General features: G+C 68.5%; 18 protein-coding genes. 10 read left to right on the forward strand and 8 right to left on the reverse strand.

The genetic code is table 11. From position 1 onward, the window contains the following. Positions 1–54 precede the first annotated feature (54 nt). From VMT40_RS28175 to VMT40_RS28195, 5 genes are all read right to left on the reverse strand, one after another. Complete coding sequence (locus tag VMT40_RS28175; protein WP_326361897.1) at positions 55–1,776, reverse strand: urease subunit alpha; 1,722 nt, start codon at positions 1,774–1,776, stop codon at positions 55–57. Next, entirely contained in the window at positions 1,776–2,087 is a 312-nt protein-coding gene (locus tag VMT40_RS28180) for an urease subunit beta (protein ID WP_326361899.1), read from the reverse strand. The genes VMT40_RS28175 and VMT40_RS28180 overlap by 1 nt, the downstream gene beginning before the upstream one ends. A gap of 4 nt (positions 2,088–2,091) precedes the next feature. Next, the gene (locus tag VMT40_RS28185; protein ID WP_326361900.1) at positions 2,092–2,394 is read right to left on the reverse strand and encodes an urease subunit gamma; all 303 of its coding nucleotides are present in this window, start codon (positions 2,392–2,394) and stop codon (positions 2,092–2,094) included. A gap of 103 nt (positions 2,395–2,497) precedes the next feature. Then, a complete protein-coding gene (locus tag VMT40_RS28190) occupies positions 2,498–2,890 on the reverse strand; it encodes a PaaI family thioesterase (RefSeq protein WP_442790084.1) in 393 nt (130 codons plus the stop codon). 230 nt (positions 2,891–3,120) lie between these two features. Beyond that, on the reverse strand, positions 3,121–3,537 hold the full coding sequence (locus tag VMT40_RS28195; protein ID WP_326361903.1) for a MarR family winged helix-turn-helix transcriptional regulator: 417 nt from the start codon (positions 3,535–3,537) through the stop codon (positions 3,121–3,123). A gap of 105 nt (positions 3,538–3,642) precedes the next feature. Here VMT40_RS28195 and VMT40_RS28200 point away from each other — a divergent pair, with 105 nt between their 5' ends. Next, entirely contained in the window at positions 3,643–4,398 is a 756-nt protein-coding gene (locus VMT40_RS28200; protein ID WP_326361905.1) for an alpha/beta fold hydrolase, read from the forward strand. 11 nt (positions 4,399–4,409) lie between these two features. Here VMT40_RS28200 and VMT40_RS28205 read toward each other — a convergent pair whose 3' ends face one another. Continuing rightward, entirely contained in the window at positions 4,410–5,240 is an 831-nt protein-coding gene (locus VMT40_RS28205) for an SDR family NAD(P)-dependent oxidoreductase (protein WP_326361906.1), read from the reverse strand. Positions 5,241–5,345: 105 nt separating this feature from the next. Here VMT40_RS28205 and VMT40_RS28210 point away from each other — a divergent pair, with 105 nt between their 5' ends. Next, positions 5,346–6,269 carry a LysR family transcriptional regulator gene (locus VMT40_RS28210; protein WP_326361908.1) on the forward strand — a complete coding sequence of 308 codons (924 nt, stop codon included), beginning with the start codon at positions 5,346–5,348 and terminating at the stop codon, positions 6,267–6,269. A 57-nt stretch (positions 6,270–6,326) separates the two neighbouring features. After that, entirely contained in the window at positions 6,327–7,484 is a 1,158-nt protein-coding gene (locus VMT40_RS28215; RefSeq protein WP_326361909.1) for a lipase family protein, read from the forward strand. Positions 7,485–7,488: 4 nt separating this feature from the next. Here the strand turns inward: VMT40_RS28215 and VMT40_RS28220 are convergent, their stop codons facing one another. Next, the gene (locus VMT40_RS28220) at positions 7,489–8,193 is read right to left on the reverse strand and encodes a hypothetical protein (RefSeq protein WP_326361910.1); all 705 of its coding nucleotides are present in this window, start codon (positions 8,191–8,193) and stop codon (positions 7,489–7,491) included. Between the two features lie 136 nt (positions 8,194–8,329). Here VMT40_RS28220 and VMT40_RS28225 point away from each other — a divergent pair, with 136 nt between their 5' ends. The 6 genes from VMT40_RS28225 (at position 8,330) to VMT40_RS28250 (ending at position 14,487) form a co-directional block, all read left to right on the forward strand. Continuing rightward, positions 8,330–9,367, forward strand: a complete 1,038-nt coding sequence (locus VMT40_RS28225) for a FecCD family ABC transporter permease (RefSeq protein WP_326361912.1) — start codon at positions 8,330–8,332, stop codon at positions 9,365–9,367. Beyond that, a complete protein-coding gene (locus VMT40_RS28230) occupies positions 9,364–10,440 on the forward strand; it encodes a FecCD family ABC transporter permease (protein ID WP_326361913.1) in 1,077 nt (358 codons plus the stop codon). The genes VMT40_RS28225 and VMT40_RS28230 overlap by 4 nt, the downstream gene beginning before the upstream one ends. 19 nt (positions 10,441–10,459) lie before the next feature. After that, on the forward strand, positions 10,460–11,287 hold the full coding sequence (locus tag VMT40_RS28235) for an ABC transporter ATP-binding protein (protein ID WP_326361914.1): 828 nt from the start codon (positions 10,460–10,462) through the stop codon (positions 11,285–11,287). A gap of 78 nt (positions 11,288–11,365) precedes the next feature. Continuing rightward, positions 11,366–11,764 carry a BlaI/MecI/CopY family transcriptional regulator gene (locus VMT40_RS28240; RefSeq protein WP_326310518.1) on the forward strand — a complete coding sequence of 133 codons (399 nt, stop codon included), beginning with the start codon at positions 11,366–11,368 and terminating at the stop codon, positions 11,762–11,764. 43 nt (positions 11,765–11,807) lie between these two features. Then, positions 11,808–12,749: a M56 family metallopeptidase gene (locus VMT40_RS28245; RefSeq protein WP_326361915.1), complete on the forward strand. Its 942-nt coding sequence runs from the start codon at positions 11,808–11,810 to the stop codon at positions 12,747–12,749. Beyond that, positions 12,742–14,487 (forward strand): DEAD/DEAH box helicase, encoded by a 1,746-nt coding sequence (locus VMT40_RS28250; protein WP_326361916.1) that lies wholly within the window; start codon positions 12,742–12,744, stop codon positions 14,485–14,487. The genes VMT40_RS28245 and VMT40_RS28250 overlap by 8 nt, the downstream gene beginning before the upstream one ends. A 146-nt stretch (positions 14,488–14,633) precedes the next feature. On the opposite strand, the gene VMT40_RS28255 is transcribed toward VMT40_RS28250, so the two are convergent. Then, the gene (locus VMT40_RS28255; RefSeq protein WP_326361917.1) at positions 14,634–15,074 is read right to left on the reverse strand and encodes a nuclear transport factor 2 family protein; all 441 of its coding nucleotides are present in this window, start codon (positions 15,072–15,074) and stop codon (positions 14,634–14,636) included. Positions 15,075–15,169: 95 nt separating this feature from the next. Between VMT40_RS28255 and VMT40_RS28260 the strand changes: the two genes are divergently transcribed. Further along, on the forward strand, positions 15,170–16,606 hold the full coding sequence (locus VMT40_RS28260) for a GuaB1 family IMP dehydrogenase-related protein (protein ID WP_326361918.1): 1,437 nt from the start codon (positions 15,170–15,172) through the stop codon (positions 16,604–16,606). Positions 16,607–16,803: the final 197 nt, after the last annotated feature.

Below are 16,803 nucleotides of genomic sequence, written 5' to 3' on the forward strand. Positions count from 1 at the left end.
CAGACGAAAAACGCCGATGCCCTGTGGGCATCGGCGTTCGTCAGCGGCGCGGTATCAGAACAGGAAGTAGCGCTGCGCCATGGGGAGTTCGGTGGCGGGGGCTTCGGCCCAGACCTCGCCGTCGATGCGGACGGTGAAGGTGTCGGGGTCGACTTCGATGCGGGGCATGGCCTCGTTGTTGGGGAGGTCGGCCTTGGTGCGTCGGCGAACATTGGCCACGGGGACCAGTTTTCGGTTGACGCGCAGGCGTTCGGCCAGGCCGTCCTCGATGGCCTGCTCGGACACGAAGTGCAGGGAGGTGCCCGCGGCGACGCTCGGCGCGGCACCGAACATGGGGCGCGGCAGGACCGGCTGCGGGGTCGGGATCGACGCGTTGGCGTCACCCATGGCGGCCCAGGCGATCGTGCCGCCCTTGAGGACCGCGTGCGGGCGGACGCCGAAGAACGCCGGTTCCCACAGGACCAGGTCGGCGAGCTTGCCGACCTCGACCGACCCGATCTCCGCGTCGAGACCGTGTGTGACCGCCGGGCAGATGGTGTATTTCGCGACGTAGCGCTGGACCCGGTTGTTGTCGGCGGCCCCGTCGCCGGGCAGAGCGCCGCGGCGGCGCTTCATGACGTGCGCCGTCTGCCAGGTGCGCATGACCACCTCGCCGATGCGGCCCATGGCCTGGGCGTCGGAGCCGATCATGGAGATCGCGCCCAGATCGTGCAGCAGATCCTCGGCGGCAATGGTGGACGGCCGAATCCGGCTCTCCGCGAAGGCCAGATCCTCCGGGATGGACGGGCTCAGGTGATGGCACACCATGAGCATGTCCAGATGCTCGTCGAGGGTGTTGACGGTGTGCGGCCGGGTCGGATTGGTGGAGCTGGGCAGCACATTGAGATGCGAAGCGACGGTGATGATGTCGGGCGCGTGGCCGCCGCCCGCGCCCTCGGTGTGATACGAGTGGATGGCCCGGCCGCGAATGGCAGCCAGGGTGTCCTCGACGAATCCGGCCTCGTTCAAGGTGTCCGAGTGCAAGGCCACCTGCACGCCCGAGGCGTCGGCGACGGTCAGACAGTGGTCGATGGCGGCCGGGGTGGTCCCCCAGTCCTCGTGCAGCTTGAAACCGCCCGCGCCGCCGCGCAATTGCTCCCAGAGCGCGTCCTCGCGCACGGTATTGCCCTTGCCCAGCAGCAGAATGTTCACCGGCCAGGCGTCGGTGGCCTCGAGCATGCGGGCCAGATGCCACGCGCCGGGTGTGACGGTGGTGGCCTTGGAGCCCTCGGCGGGGCCGGTGCCGCCGCCGATGAGGGTGGTGATGCCGCCCGCCATGGCCTCGTCGAGGATCTGCGGGCAGATGAAGTGCACGTGGCAGTCGATCGCGCCCGCGGTGACGATGCGGCCGTTGCCCGCGATGATCTCGGTCGAGGGCCCGACCACGAGATCCGGGTGCACGCCGTTCATGGTGTCCGGATTACCGGCCTTGCCGATGGCGGTGATGCGGCCGTCGCGAATGCCGATGTCGGCCTTGATGATTCCCCAGTGGTCGACGATCACCACGCCGGTGATGACGGTGTCGGGGGTGCCCTCGGCGCGGGTGGCGCGGGCCTGGCCCATGGATTCGCGCAGCACCTTGCCGCCGCCGAAGACGGCCTCGTCACCGGCGAGACCCGGTCCGCCGCAACGGTCTTCGGTGATCTCGATCAGCAGGTCGGTGTCCGCCAGGCGGATTCGGTCGCCGACGGTGGGCCCGAACAGTTCGGCATAGCGGGCGCGGGAGAGTTCGGCCATCAGGCATCCAGCTTTCCGGGTGGGGTGAGGCTGATTCCGTGCACTTCGCGGGTGCCGCCGAGCGGTACCAGCGAAACCCGCTGGCCCAGACCGGGTTCGAAGCGCACGGCCGTACCGGCGGGGATGTCGAGGCGGCGGCCGTGCGCGGCCTGCCGGTCGAAGTCCAGCGCGGAGTTGGCCTGTGGGAAGTGGACGTGCGAGCCGACCTGGACCGGCCGGTCACCGGTATTGACCACATCCAGTTCGATGCGGTCCGCGCCCTCGTTGAGGCCGATCGTGCCCTCGGCACACAGGTATTCGCCAGGAATCACGGTCTCATCCGATCGGGTGGTGGACGGTGACGAGCTTGGTGCCGTCGGGGAAGGTGGCCTCCACCTGGACGTCGTGGATCATCTCCGGGATGCCGTCCATGACGTCCTCACGGGTGAGCACGGTCCGCCCCGACGCCATCAGCTCGGCGACGGTGCGTCCGTCGCGCGCACCCTCCAACACGTGGTCGGTAATGATCGCGATCGCCTCGGGGTGATTGAGTTTGAGTCCGCGAGCCTTTCGCCGCCGGGCCAGTTCGGCCGCGTAACTCAGTAGCAGGCGCTCCTGCTCGTGCGGCGACAATCGCATTCGGACTCCTCGTGCAATCGCGGGGACGGATCGTCGGCCATTCTGGCACGACCCGCGTTACCAGCATGTTTCGGCGATACCGGACGTTTCGGTTCGCTCGATTTCAGTTCTGCGGGTACAGGTTCTGCAGTCGCACCTGACCGCGCGCCACCGTGCGCCCCTGCTCATCGGTGATCACCACGACCCACAGCTGCTGCGAGCGCCCGCGGTGGATCGGCGTCGACACACCGATGAGCTTGCCCTCGCGCACCGCGCGCAGGAAGTCGGTGTTGTTGTTCACGCCGACAACGGTTCCGCGCTCGCCCAGCCACGCACCCGCCGCCACACTGGCCAGCGTCTCGATGACCGTGCAGTACACGCCGCCATTCACGATCCCGGCCGGTTGGAACTGCTGCGGCGTCACCACCCACTCGGCCGTCACACCGTCGCCGCTCAGCTCGGTGAACTTCAGTCCGAGCAGATCGGTGAACGTGCCTTCGCTGAGCTTGTTCATCATCTCGGGCGTCACATCGGCCAGAGACTTGACCGCGGAGAAGTCGTCACTCATGACTCCACGTTCGCACGCGAGATCTTGATACGAAGCGGCGGGCTCCCCCAATCGGGGAAGCCCGCCGCGGCAGTGGACCGGGGATCACGGCAGCCCTCCGGATACTCGCTCGGCCCTGACGCCGGTTACGAGTGTAGGTCAGGCTTACCTAACAAAGCAAGCAGTAGCGGGGAATCGACTCAGTCGGGGTCGGGTGTGGCGGCCTTCAGCAGGCGATACAGGGTGGCGCGGTCGTCGCGACTCAAAGTGCCGAGCGTGTTCATCAGGACCTCGTCGATGACGCGACCGCCCTCCCGACGGGTCCGTTCGCCGTCCGCGGTGAGGCGGTGCCGAATGGCACGGCCGGGGCCGGACACTCGCTCGAGCAGACCGCGATCGATCATTCGCGTCGCGAGGGTGCCCATGGATTGGTCGGTCTGAAAGGTCAACAGCGCCAGGTCGTGCAGTGAGGCGTCGGGGTGTTCGTGCAGGTTGCGCAGCACGTCCCAGTGCGCGAGGGAGGATCCGATCGCGGCGAGGCGGCGGTTGGCCTCGCGGTGGTGATGCCACTGCAGGCGTTTGACCGCCTGCCCGAGTTGCTGCAGCGAAGGTTCCACGGGATCAGCATAGCCGGATAAATCACCTTCCTTATATAAGCAACCTGATATAAGGTTGTTTATATAGCGGGAGCCCTTCCGGCTCCTGGAGATTCGGAGACTTCGATGACCGTCACCTCCCTTTCCCTCGACGACCGCGGCGCGGGCCGCCCGATTCTGCTGCTGCACGGCGGCGCCGGACCGGCCTCGGTGGGCGGCCTCGCCCACCTGCTGGCCGAGCGGTATCGGGTACTCACCCCTACGCATCCCGGCTTCGAGGGCACGCCTCGACCGGAAAACCTCACGGGCATGGCCGATTTGGCGCGGCTCTACGTCGACTTGCTCGACGAACTGGACCTCACCGACGTATCCGTGGTCGGCAATTCCATTGGCGGTTGGATCGCGGCCGAGATCGCGCTGCTGGCCAGCCCCAGGGTGGCCCGCGTCGTCCTCGCCGACGCCGCAGGCTTGGAGCTGCCGCAAACCCCGATCGTCGACTTCTTCTCCCTCACCCTGGATCAGATCGCCGACCTCAGCTACTACCGCCCGGACGATTTCCGCATCGATCCCAATAGCCTTCCACCGGAACGACTTCCAATCATGGCGGGCAACCGCGACGCCCTGCGCGTCTACGGCGGCACGGCCATGACCGACCCGACCCTGCTCGGCAGACTGCCCGCCGTCGCGGTTCCGACCCTGGTGGTGTGGGGTGCCCACGACCGCATCGTCCCGGTCGACCACGGCCACGCCTACGCCGCGGCCATTCCCACCGCCCGCATCGAACTCATCCAAAACGCCGGTCATCTCCCGCAATTGGAGACCCCAGAAGCCTTCGCCCGCCTCGTCGCGGAATTCTGTGACAACACCGCCACGGTCCGCTGAGGGCGAGAACCTCACGGAGACCAGGGCAGGACCTTGCCGCCGCGGACGAGTTGGCCGTACTGGGTTGGATCGATTGGCTCGAGGGCCAGGTTCAGTAGAGCCACAGCCGCTTCCGCGGGGGTCGGCGCGTCCCCGACGTTCCACCATAGGGCCGAGGTGGGGGTGTTGATCATGCCGGGGCACAGGGCGGCCAGGAGAATGCCTCGGGCGCGGTCGGATTCACGGCGTTGGGCGGCCAGGGCGCGGACGGCCGCGACCTGGGCGATCTTGGAGGGGATATTGACGAAGCCGGGCCAGGGGCCCGAGCGGGCGGTGCCGTCGGCCACGGCATCGCGCCAGGCCGCTGTCTGGCGGTCCACCTCGTCGAGGGAGTCGAGGCCGTCGAAGCGGTCGTGCAGGACGGGAGCCAGGTAGTGGAGGGTGCCCAGCGTGCTCGCGACGATGAACAGGCGGGCGTGGTCGCGCAGGATCGGGGCGAAGGCGCGCAGTAGACGGGTGGTGCCGAAGTTGTTGACCTCCACGTACTCCCCGATGATCTTGCGAGGGTCGTCGTCGGGGCCGACGCGGTGGTAGGCATTGCCGAACACGATGTCCACGCCGCCGTGACGGGATTTCAGCTGTGCGGCAAGGCGTCCCGCGGCCGCCGGGTCGGCGACGTCGAAGACCTCGCCCCGAACCCGGGCACCACCGGCGGGCAGCGCGGCCACGGCCTCGGTGACGCGGGTGTGATCACGGCTGGTGAGGTAGACGACGTCCTCGGGACCCAGGCGTTGGGCGAGCCCCTCGACGAGGGCCAGTCCCAGTCCCTGGGTGGCTCCGGTGACGAGTGCGACCTTGGTCATCACATGCCTCCGATCATGGTGTACGACAAGCTCATACCCTCACGCTAGGGATCGGCGAGCCATGTGGGCAGCGAGAAATGCTCACCGGTGGTATGCGTGATTGTCATGACCTTCAATGATGCATCCCTGACTGCACTCCGAGTGTTCCGTGAGGTGGCCGAGCGGGGCACCCTGACCGCGGCGGCCGTCGCGCTCGGCTACACCCAGTCGGCGGTGTCGCGGCAGATCGCGTCCTTGGAGCGGGCGGCCGGGACGCCGCTGATGGAACGACGGCACGACGGGGTGCGGTTGACCCCCGCGGGGCGGATCGTGGCGCGGCGCGCGTCGGCGGTGGTCGATCAGATCGATGCCACGGCAAGGGAATTGGCGGGCATTCCCGATGATCGGGCGACCGTGCGGCTCGGGTGGTTCGCCAGTGCCGGGGCCGCGCTGGTGCCGCCCGCGCTGGAGCGGTTGCGTCGAACGCATCCGGGAATCACCGTGATCGGCCGCGAGGGCGGAACGCCCGCACTGGTCCGGGCGGTGCGGGCGGGCACGCTGGATCTGGCGCTGGTGGCGTCGGCACCGCCCTATCGGCCGCTCGACGCGGAGACGCCCGCGCTAGCGGTTCAAGTTCTGACCGAGCGCAGCTTGCGCATTGCCGTCCCGTCCGAGCATCCCCTCGCGCGCGGGGAGCACATCGATGTCGTCGATTTGCGCGGCCAATCGTGGATCGCCGGGCCCGGCGACGACACCTCGATGGGCGTGTGGCCGGGTCTGGACGAACGGCCCGTCATCGCGCACACCGCACGCGACTGGCTGGCGAAACTGCGCCTGGTCGCCGCCGGATGCGGAATCACCACCATCCCGGCCAGCCTCGCCCCGGCGTGCCCGCCCGGCGTCCGCGTCCTGGCGGTCCGCGGCGGACCGTCCGAACATCGCCGCCTGCTGCTGGCCCGCCTGCCCGGACCGCTCCCCGAGCCGGTGGCCCGCGTCGCCGACACGCTTCGCGCGGTCGCGGTCGAAGCCGTGCGGGACGCGGACGGCTGAGCGGCTATGTTGGAGGAGATCGTGCTGGCCGGTGCTGTATCCCCCTGAAGGAGAAGCGTGCGAGCAGGAATCGTTCTTCCCGTCCTGGCTGTCCTGCTGCTCGGCGCGTGCGGCACATCCACGGACACGCCCGCGTCGAAACCGGATTCTCCCGGAACGCTGGTCACCAAACGGGCGCTGACCGGCATGGATCCGGCGCTCACCGCCGCGGCGTCCTCCGCCACCTACATTCGCTACCAATCGACCTCCCCGGCCGGGAAGCCGATCGAGGTGTCGGGCGCGGTGTTCCTGCCGCAGGGTCAGGCACCGAAGGGTGGCTGGCCGGTGATCGCCTTCGCGCACGGCACTTCCGGTGTGGTGAGCGCGTGCGCGCCCACGAATTCGCCGACCCTGTTCGGGTCCGCGCCCGCGGTCGAACAGCTGCTGGCCGGGCATCGCGCGGTGGTCATGACCAACTATCAAGGCCTCGACGGTCCGGGTAACGCACCGTATTTGGACACGCCGTCTTCTGGTTACGACGTCCTCGATTCGGTGCGCGCCGCGCACGCCACCGGCCTGCCGCTGGCCTCGGACACCGTGCTGGTCGGCGCGTCACAGGGTGGGCGGGCCGCCGAGTCGGCGGCCGAGACCGCGAAAGCCTATGCGCCGGAATTGAATATCCACGGCGTCGTGCTGCTGTCCCCTGCTCTGGAACTGCAATTCGCCACCACCGTCGCCAACCACGGTCTCAACGCCCCCGACCAATACCTGATCCTGCCGTACCTGGTCGAGGCCGTGCGCTACGACCATCCCGATTACGCCTACGACCAGGTCATCCACGGCGATCTCCTCACCATCGCACCGCGTTTGGAATCCCAGTGCACCGGTCAGGTGACGCCCGAGGAGATTTCCGTCGGCAGGGCTGGCAGTCCCGACGAGGTCCACTTCGTCGACGACGCGGCGGCCCAGCCGTTCAATGATCTCCAGACCCGCACCAACCTGCCGAAGACCTCGACCAAATTGCACACCTACATCGCCCGCGGCGACGCCGACAAACTGGTCGACACCGCCTGGTCCAATGCCGCGGTCACCGACATGTGCACCCTCGGCACCCCGGTCCACGATCTGGTCGTCCCCGGCGGCCACGACGCACCGACCGCCGTGGCCGACCAATGGCTCGGCTGGATATCGGACCTGTTCGCGGACAAGCCATTCCAGTCGACCTGCCCCTACTGAGCGCTCAGCGCAGGCAGGCCCGGCGGACCGGTAGACCGCGATCCTCGAACGCGGCCAGCATGGCCTGGCCGCGGCGCGCGCCCTCCGAGGAGGATGTGCGGGACAGCGCCGGGACGTAGGTGGCCGCGCCGACAACGGATTCGGCGACGAGAGACCAGAAGCGGCGCACACCCAATCCCGCACAGCGCATCATGGCCTCCTGAACCAGGGTGAGCGCGGGAATGCAACGATGCGCGAGCCAGACGTAGAGGGCGGCCTCGCAGGGCAGCGCCACCACCCCGGCCTGTCCGGCCAGCAGGTCGCCGTCGACCACGCGAATCGTGGTGTCGGACAGGCCCGCCCAATCGATGCCGCCGTCATTGTCGGTGTGGATCCACAGGTTCTCCAGGCCCGGGTCCCAGGCCCGACCCTCCGACACCACCATGGCCAGCACCCGGCCGACCACCGCGTGGATGAGGGCGGTGGCGACCACCTCGGCGGCGATATCGGCATTGCTCATCTCCGCCGCGTGGCGGCGGTACATCACCTCGATGCGACCCTCGCGGATCCCGTCGGCGAGCCGCCACCACCGGCGTTTGCCCTGATCAGCCATGGCCGCGACGGCGTAGACGCGCGGGTGTTCGGGTTGCAGGGCGCGCAGGCGGTTGCAGGCCAACCCGAAGGCGAGCCTGGAATCGCGCGGCGGGCACACGGTTACGGGTTCGAGCATCGAACCTCCTCATTCATCGACTGTTCGGGCCACTGCATGGACCTGTTGGGCCACGGCTTGGACAACGAGCAACGGAAGATAGGTTAGGGTTACCATACTTATCGAGCAATGAACGCGTCAGGAGTAGTTCGTCACCGTGCCCGCCGTAGTCACCAACAGACGGCGACGTCTGCTCGGACTTCTCGTTCTGGCCGCCCTCTTGCTGGCCGCCATGGCCGCCAGCATTGCCCTCGGGGCTCGCACGCTGGGCCTCGGGACGGTCTATGACGCGCTCGTTTGCCCTGGTGGGCTGCCACTTTCGTGTCCGAGCGAGGGATCGGCCGCGCAGATCGTGCGCGAATTGCGGCTCCCCCGAACCGGACTCGCCCTGATCACGGGTCTGGCGCTCGGCATGGCCGGGGCCCTCATCCAGGGCTACACCCGAAACCCCCTGGCCGACGCCGGATTACTCGGCATCAATGCCGGAGCCGCCTTTCTCGCGGCGCTGAGCATCCATCTGCTGGCCCTCACCACGCCCACGCAGTACATCTGGTTCGCCTTCGCGGGGGCATTGTTCGCAGGGCTGGTCGTTTTTGGTGTCTCGGCGCTCGGCGGCGGTAAGGCCAGCCCGCTGAGCCTGGTCCTCGCGGGTGCGGCGGTCACGGCGTTCCTGCAGGCCATGACCAATATCGTTGTGCTGCTGGACGGTACCGCGCTCAATACCTACCGCTACTGGGTGGTCGGTGATGTGGCCGGACACGACGCCTCGGTCTTCCGCCAGGTGCTTCCCTTTCTCCTCGTGGGCGCGATGCTGGCGCTGGCCGCCGCGCCCGGCCTCAATCTCCTCGGGCTCGGCGATGATGTCGCGCGCGGGCTGGGCGTGAACATTGGCCGCAGTCGCGCTCTCGGCCTCGCCGCGGTGGTCCTGCTGGCGGGTGCCGCCACCGCCGCCGTCGGCCCGATCGCCTTCCTGGGCCTCATCGTCCCGCACCTCGCCCGCGCCCTGACCGGCCCCGATTACCGCTGGCTGCTGCCCTATTCGGGCCTGCTCGGCGCACTCGTGCTGCTCCTGGCCGACACCGCCGGACGACTCATCGCCCGCCCGGGCGAACTCCAGGCCGGAATCACCCTCGCCGCCCTCGGCGCACCGTTCTTCATCCTGCTCGTCCGCCGCCGAAAGCTGGTTTCGCTATGACTCTTTCGACGGTGCGACCGGCGGTCCGGGTCGGTGGGTTCTCGTCGGTGCTTCGAATCGGCGCGCTGCTCACCGTGATTGCGATGATCGCGGTGCTGTTCGGGTTGTTCGCTCTGGATATCGCCCTTGGGGAATTCCGGATTCCGATCGGTCGGGTATTGGATGTGCTGGGCGGCGGGGGAACTCGCGCGCAGCGGTTCGTCATCATGGACTCACGACTGCCCAGGGCGTTGACGGCGGTGGTCGTGGGGGCGGCGCTGGGGTTGGCCGGTGCGGTGACGCAATCGATTCTGCGCAATCCGCTGGCCAGTCCGGATCTGCTCGGCATCACCTCCGGGGCGAGTTGCGGTGCGGTGGCGGTCCTGGTGGGGATGGGCGGGATCGCGACCGGGACCGGTGCGGTACTGGGTGTTTCGGCCGCGGCGCTGGTCGGCGGGCTGCTGACGGCGGTGGTGATCTATCTGCTGGCTTGGGGTCGGACCACGACCGGGGACGGCGGGGTCATGGGATTTCGGTTGGTGCTCATCGGGATCGGTGTCAACGCCGCGCTGTTGTCGGTGGTGAACTGGCTGCTGACGCGGGCCACGCTGACCGATGCGGCGCACGCGCAGCAGTGGCTGACGGGCTCGCTCAACGCCGCCGATTGGTCGACGCTGATTCCCGCGTCGGTCGGGCTAGGTCTGGCCTTGATCGTCACGGCGGGATCCGCGCGCACCCTGGCCATCCTGCGATTCGGCACCGATACGACGCGAATCCTCGGCGTCCGGATGCAAACTCAGCAGGCCATTCTCATTGCGGCCGCGGTGAGTTGCGCCGCGCTGGCGACCGCCGCGGTCGGACCGATGGGATTCGTGGGACTGGCCGCACCGCAGATCGCGCGACGACTACTTCGCACTGCGGGCGAGCCGCTCATCGCCTCGGCCCTGGCGGGAGCCATTGCCGTGGTCGGTGCGGATCTGCTGGCCCGCACCGTGTTTCCCGTCTCGCTGCCGGTCGGTGTGGTCACCGCCGCGGTCGGCGGGCCGTTCCTGCTCTACCTGCTCGTTCGCACCAACAGGAAGGCGACACTGTGACTCTCGAGAAGGCGATACCGTGACTCTCGCTGCGGAAAACATCACACTCGGCTACGGCGAGCGAGTCATTGTGGACGGACTCTCGGTGGATATCGCGCCGGGCGTGATCACCACCGTCATCGGCCCCAACGGCTGCGGCAAATCGACGCTGCTGCGCTCGCTGGGCCGACTGCTGAAGCCGAAGTCCGGCCGGGTCCTGTTGGACGGCAAGGCCATTTCCACCATGAAGACCAAGGACATCGCCCGCATCGTCGGCATGCTCCCGCAGACCCCCGTCGCCCCGGAGGGCCTGACCGTCGCGGATCTGGTTGCGCGCGGGCGGCATCCACATCAGTCGTGGTTGCGGCAGTGGTCGGCCGATGACGAGGCCGAGGTGGCGGCCGCCCTGGCCCAGACCGGCATCGCGGACCTGGCCGGGCGGACCCTCGACGAGCTCTCGGGCGGGCAGCGGCAGCGGGCCTGGATTTCCATGGCCCTCGCCCAAGGCACCGACATCCTGCTGCTGGACGAGCCCACCACCTACCTGGATCTCGCCCACTCGCTCGAAGTACTCGATCTAGTGGATCGGCTCCACGACGACCTCGGCCGGACCATCGTCATGGTCCTGCACGATCTGAACCTGGCCATCCGCTACAGCGACCGACTCATCGTCATGAACTCCGGCCGCATCGTCGCCCAGGGCCGTCCCGCCGACATCATCGAGCCCGACCTGTTGCGCGAGGTTTTCGGCCTGCGCGCCGAGGTACTCGAGGATCCGGTGTCGGGTCGACCCATGATTGTCCCGATCGGCACCCGGCATGTGCGGGCGTCGGGAACCACGGACATGCCGGTCGAGGCCGCACTATGAGCAATACCACACCAGCAACCACCCGGTTACGACGACCTGTAGTACGCATTCCTGTCGTTGTCTCCGTAAACTTGTGGAATGGCAGGTCTTGGTGAACTCGAGAAAGCGGTCATGGACCAGTTGTGGTCGGCCGACGAACCGCAAACGGTCCGGCAGGTCCATGAAGCCCTCGCTGCACGCCGCGAACTCGCGTACACCACGGTGATGACGGTTCTGCAGCGTCTGGCGAAGAAGAATCTGGTGGTCCAGCAGCGCGACGATCGCGCGCATCGGTACGCGCCCGTGCACACTCGCGACGAACTCGTCGCCAGTCTGATGGTGGACGCATTGCAGCAGGCGGACGAAGTGGGCAGCCGCCGCGCGGCCCTGGTGCACTTCGTGGAACAGGTCGGTGCGGATGAGGCTGCCGCATTGCGCGACGCACTCGCTAAGCTCGAAGCCACCGAGGCGCGCAAGGACAAACCAGAGTCCAAGTAGCTGTAGCCTCGGCCCAAGCCCCACAACGCAGTGAGCTGAGGACATGGACTGGACAGCGCCGGTTTTCGCCGGTCTCGCCTTGTTGTTGGCGGGACCGGTGCCAGCGCTGCTCAGCCGCGCCACCTGGCCCTACCGCAGTCCCCGTGCCGCCCTGGTGCTTTGGCAGGCCATCGCGCTGGCCGCGGTGCTGAGCGCCTTCGGCTCCGGGCTCGCCATCGCCTCGCGGCTGCTGGTTCCCGGCTCCGACGGCCGCCCGACCACGACGCCTTCCAAGGAGATCGACGCGCTCGGGCTGCCGCTGTGGCTGGCGCTGGTGCTGGTGTTCGCGCTCACGCTGCTGGTAGGTGCGCGACTCATCTGGTCGGTGATTCGGGTCGGCATCCATACCCGGCGTCGCCGGGCGCGCCATCGCATGCTGGTCGACCTGCTCGATCAGTCCAGCGTGCAACGCAAATCGAACGACATCCGGGTGCTGGCCGCCACCGAGCCCATCGCCTACTGCCTGCCCGGATTGCGTCGCCGCGTCGTGCTCTCGCAGGGCACCGTCACCAATCTGACCGACGAGGAACTCACCGCCATCGTCAGTCACGAGCGTTCTCACCTGCGCGCCCGCCACGATCTGGTGCTCGAGGCCTTCACCGCAGCACACGAGGCGTTCCCGCGCGTGGTGCGCTCGAAGTCCGCCCTGGACTCGGTGAAACTGCTCATCGAACTGCTCGCCGACGACTCCGCGGTCAAGGTCACCGGCCCCACCCCCCTGGCCCGCGCCCTCGTCGCCTGCTCCAATTCCCCTGCCCCACAAGGCGCAATGGCCGTAGGCGGCCCCACCACCCTCATCCGCATCCAACGCCTCGCGGGCCCGATCGGCGACCTCCGCATCGCGGTCGCCGCCTACCTGGCCGCCGCCGCGATTCTCGTGGTCCCGACCATGGCCGTAGCGATCCCCTGGCTGGTCGAACTCAGCCGCCTGGTCAGCCGTGCCTGATACCCACCGCGCAGCCCCGAACTCCGACTCGGGCGCGGCGCATTCCGCCGTGCCCGCGACCGAATCCACACCACCCAACCCAGCCATGGAGGCCACCATCCACACCGACCCGACGTCCGATGCCACCCACGACAACCCGGCAGGCGGTGCCGAGCCGCACGACGGCGTGACGGATCGACGCGGCCGAGGTCGGCGGGCTGGCACCGGCGCGCAGGGCGAGGTGCGATTCGCGGAGCTCGGGTTGCCTCCCGTGCTGGTGCAGGCATTGCGGCGGGACGGGATCGATAAGCCGTTTCCTATTCAGGCCGCGGTGATTCCGGACATTCTGGCCGGGCGCGATGTGTTGGGGCGGGCGGCGACGGGGTCCGGGAAGACGCTCGCGTTCGGGCTGCCGATGTTGGTGCGGTTGTTCGGTGCGCCGAGTGCGCCCAAGCGGCCGCGCGGGTTGATCCTCGCGCCCACCCGGGAATTGGCGATTCAGATCGAGTCGGCGTTGGACGAGCCCGCGCTGTCGTTGGGACTGCGGCTGGCCACGGCCGTGGGTGGGCTGCCGATCAAGAAGCAGGAGGAGCGGCTGGCGCGCGGGGTGGACGTGGTCATCGCCACGCCCGGTCGGCTGACCGATCTGCTCGGTCGGAAGGCGGTGGCGCTGAGCGATATTCGCGTGGTGACCGTGGACGAGGCCGACCACATGGCCGAGCTGGGTTTCATGCCGCAGCTCACGGCCCTGCTCAACAAGGTTCCCGACGACGCGCAGCAGCTGCTGTTCTCGGCCACCCTCGACGAGACCATCGACGGGCTGGTGCAGCGGTATCTGCGTGAGCCGATACGACATTCGGTCGGTCCGGGCGCGACGGCCGCGAATTCCGGTGCGACCGCCAACTCCGATGCGGCGGCGGATGGTGGTGCACGCGGCTCGAATATCGGCTCTACCGGCCAGGATTCGAGCGCCGGTCCGCGTCTGGAAGCCGGTCTCGCCCCGGGCGATCACGGAGCCTCGGGTCAGGCGGCGGCCGGTGGTTCCGCAGCGGACGAAGCCCAGGCGGCGGGTCCTGCGGGTGGAACCGCGGCGGTGCCCGCGATCGCGCATTACGCGCTGCATGTCCGCCGCAGCGACAAGCGCGCGGTGGTGAGTGAGATTGCGGCGCGGGAGGGGCGCACGCTGTTGTTCGTGCGTACCCAGTACGGCGCGGAGAAGCTCGCGGGGAAGTTGCGGGAGGTGGGGATCGGGGCGGTCGCACTGCATGGCGGGAAGGCGCAGAACCAGCGCAGTCGGATGCTCGCGGCCTTCGCCGACGGCACCGCGCCGGTGCTGGTCGCGACCGATGTGGCCGCGCGCGGCCTGCACGTCGACGACGTTTCTCTCGTCGTGCATGTCGATCCGCCCGCCGACCCCAAGGACTATCTGCACCGGACCGGGCGCACGGCCCGCGCGGGCGCGTCCGGCACGGTCGTCACCATCGTGACTCCGGACAATCGCGAGGAAGCCGCCCAGTTGGCAAAGCGGGCGTCGGTGACGCTCACGGATGTGGAGGTCCGTCCCGGCGATCGACGGCTGGTGGAGATCACCGGCGCGCGTCGCCCCTCGGGCCGCCCGGTCTCGGATCCGTCGACTCCGGCCGCGCCCGAACCGGATTCGCCGCGCGAGCAGTCCCGCTTCCGGCAGCGCCCGAAGGGTGAGAGCCGCCCGCACAACAAGAAGCGCAAGCCCGGGGCGGCCCGCAAGTCGTCGCGCTAACGCGACACGCTTGGATGTTTCTACGACACGCGCATCGATTCGGACGCGGGTTCCCGGCAAATCGGACGAGATTGAGATAACTCGAATCCCTCGACGGCACTTGGCAATTATTTAGCTAACTGCCGTCGAGGGGAACCCGCGCAGACTCAGGTCAGGTCGGCGTTGCCGTCGACGGTCTTCAGCTTGTACTCGAAACGGTTGATGCGCCAGCCCTTTTCGGTCCGCTCCAGACCGATGACGTAGCTGCCCACCAACCAGCGGGTGGTGCCGTTCTTCGCGTCGTTCTTCACATGCACGGCAATGGCGTCGGCGTGCGCCAGCGCGGTGTCCCCGGTGATCTCGACCAGCTGATTTCCGGACTGGTGCTGGCAGCCGTCCAGGTCTCCCAGACCGGCGGCCCAGTCGTCGACGATGTCGGAGCCGGGGCGCGGGCCGACCGGTCCGCCGAAGCCGCCGTCGAAGAAAACCTCTGTGGCGAAGACGGATTCGCGCAGATCCGCCCAACGGGCCTGGTCGGTGTAGACGAACAGTTTGGTGATGGTGTCGCTGATATCCAGTCGATCGGCGAGGGTCTCGAGATCAGTCACGCTCACGAAGGTAGGGCACCCCACTGGCAGACGCCTGGCATTTTTCTCCCCCCAACGCACCGCGAACTCTCAGCATTCAGCTACCATGGTCCAACGTGCAGTTTCTTCCCGGGCAGACTCCGCCCTATGACCTGACCTACGACGACGTCTTCCTCGTCCCCCGCCGGACGGATGTGGCGTCCCGGTTCGATGTCGATCTCTCCACCACGGACGGGACCGGCACGACCATTCCGCTCGTGGTCGCCAATATGACAGCCGTCGCGGGCCGCCGCATGGCCGAGACCGTCGCCCGCCGGGGCGGCATCGTGGTGCTGCCGCAGGATCTCCCGATCCCCGCGGCCGCCGACACCATCGCCTTCGTCAAGAGCCGCTCGCTCACCGCCGACACCCCCGTGGTGCTGGATCCGGAGCAGTCGGTCTCCGATGCGCTGGCCCTCATTCACAAGCGCGCCCACGGCGCGGTCGTGGTGGTCGAGAACGGCAAGCCGGTCGGGGTGGTGACCGAGGCGTCCTGCCAGGACGTCGACCGTTTCGCCCGCCTGAGCACCGTCGCCGACACCAATTTCGTCTCCGCCCCGGCCGATACCTCGCCGCGTGAGATCTTCGGCCTGCTCGAGGCCAAGCACACGCACCTGGCGGTGCTGGTCAACCCGGACGGCACCCTCGCGGGCGTGATGACCCGCACCGGCGCGATTCGCACCGGCATCTACACCCCGGCCACCGACGCCAATGGCCAGCTGCGCATCGCCGCGGCCGTCGGCATCAACGGCGACGTCCCGGCCAAGGCCAAGGCCCTGGTCGACGCGGGCGCGGACGTGCTGGTGATGGACACCGCGCACGGCCACCAGGAGAAGATGCTGGAGGCGCTGCGCACGGTGGCGAGCCTGGATCTGGGCGTGCCGCTGGTCGCGGGCAATGTGGTGTCCGCCGACGGCACCCGCGATCTCATCGAGGCGGGCGCGGACATCATCAAGGTCGGTGTCGGACCCGGTGCCATGTGCACCACCCGCATGATGACCGGCGTGGGCCGCCCGCAGTTCTCGGCGGTGGCCGAATGTGCCGCGGCCGCCAAGGAATTCGGCAAGCACGTGTGGGCCGACGGCGGTGTGCGCCACCCGCGCGACGTGGCCCTGGCGCTGGCCGCCGGTGCCGCCAACGTGATGATCGGCTCCTGGTTCGCGGGCACCTACGAGTCCCCCGGCGACCTGCGCGTCGACCGCGACGGCAACCGCTACAAGGAGTCCTTCGGCATGGCCTCCAAGCGGGCCGTGGCCGCCCGCACCGCCACCGATTCGGCGTTCGACCGGGCCCGCAAGGCGCTGTTCGAGGAGGGCATCTCCTCCTCGCGCATGCGTCTGGACCCCGAGCGTCCCGGTGTCGAGGACCTGATCGACCACATCACCTCCGGCGTGCGCAGCTCCTGCACCTACGCCGGTGCCCGCACGCTCGCGGAGTTCCACGAGCGCGCCACCCTGGGCGTGCAGTCGGCCGCCGGTTTCGCCGAGGGCCGTCCGCTGCCGTCCGGTTGGTGATCACCCGCTAGTACTGCACAACCCGAACCCGGCGGATCCGAGGCGGATCCGCCGGGTTTCGTGTGTGATACGGCCCCGCCGTACGGAAACCGTCAAAGCCTCCCGGTACCATGGGCTATCCGGAGCCCGACATGGGTATCCGAAGCGCATATTCCGCTAGCAACCCCTGCGAAAGGAACCAGTTGTCACCCGCGTCC

Source organism: Nocardia sp. CDC160 (assembly GCF_035818795.1).
Taxonomy (GTDB): domain Bacteria; phylum Actinomycetota; class Actinomycetes; order Mycobacteriales; family Mycobacteriaceae; genus Nocardia.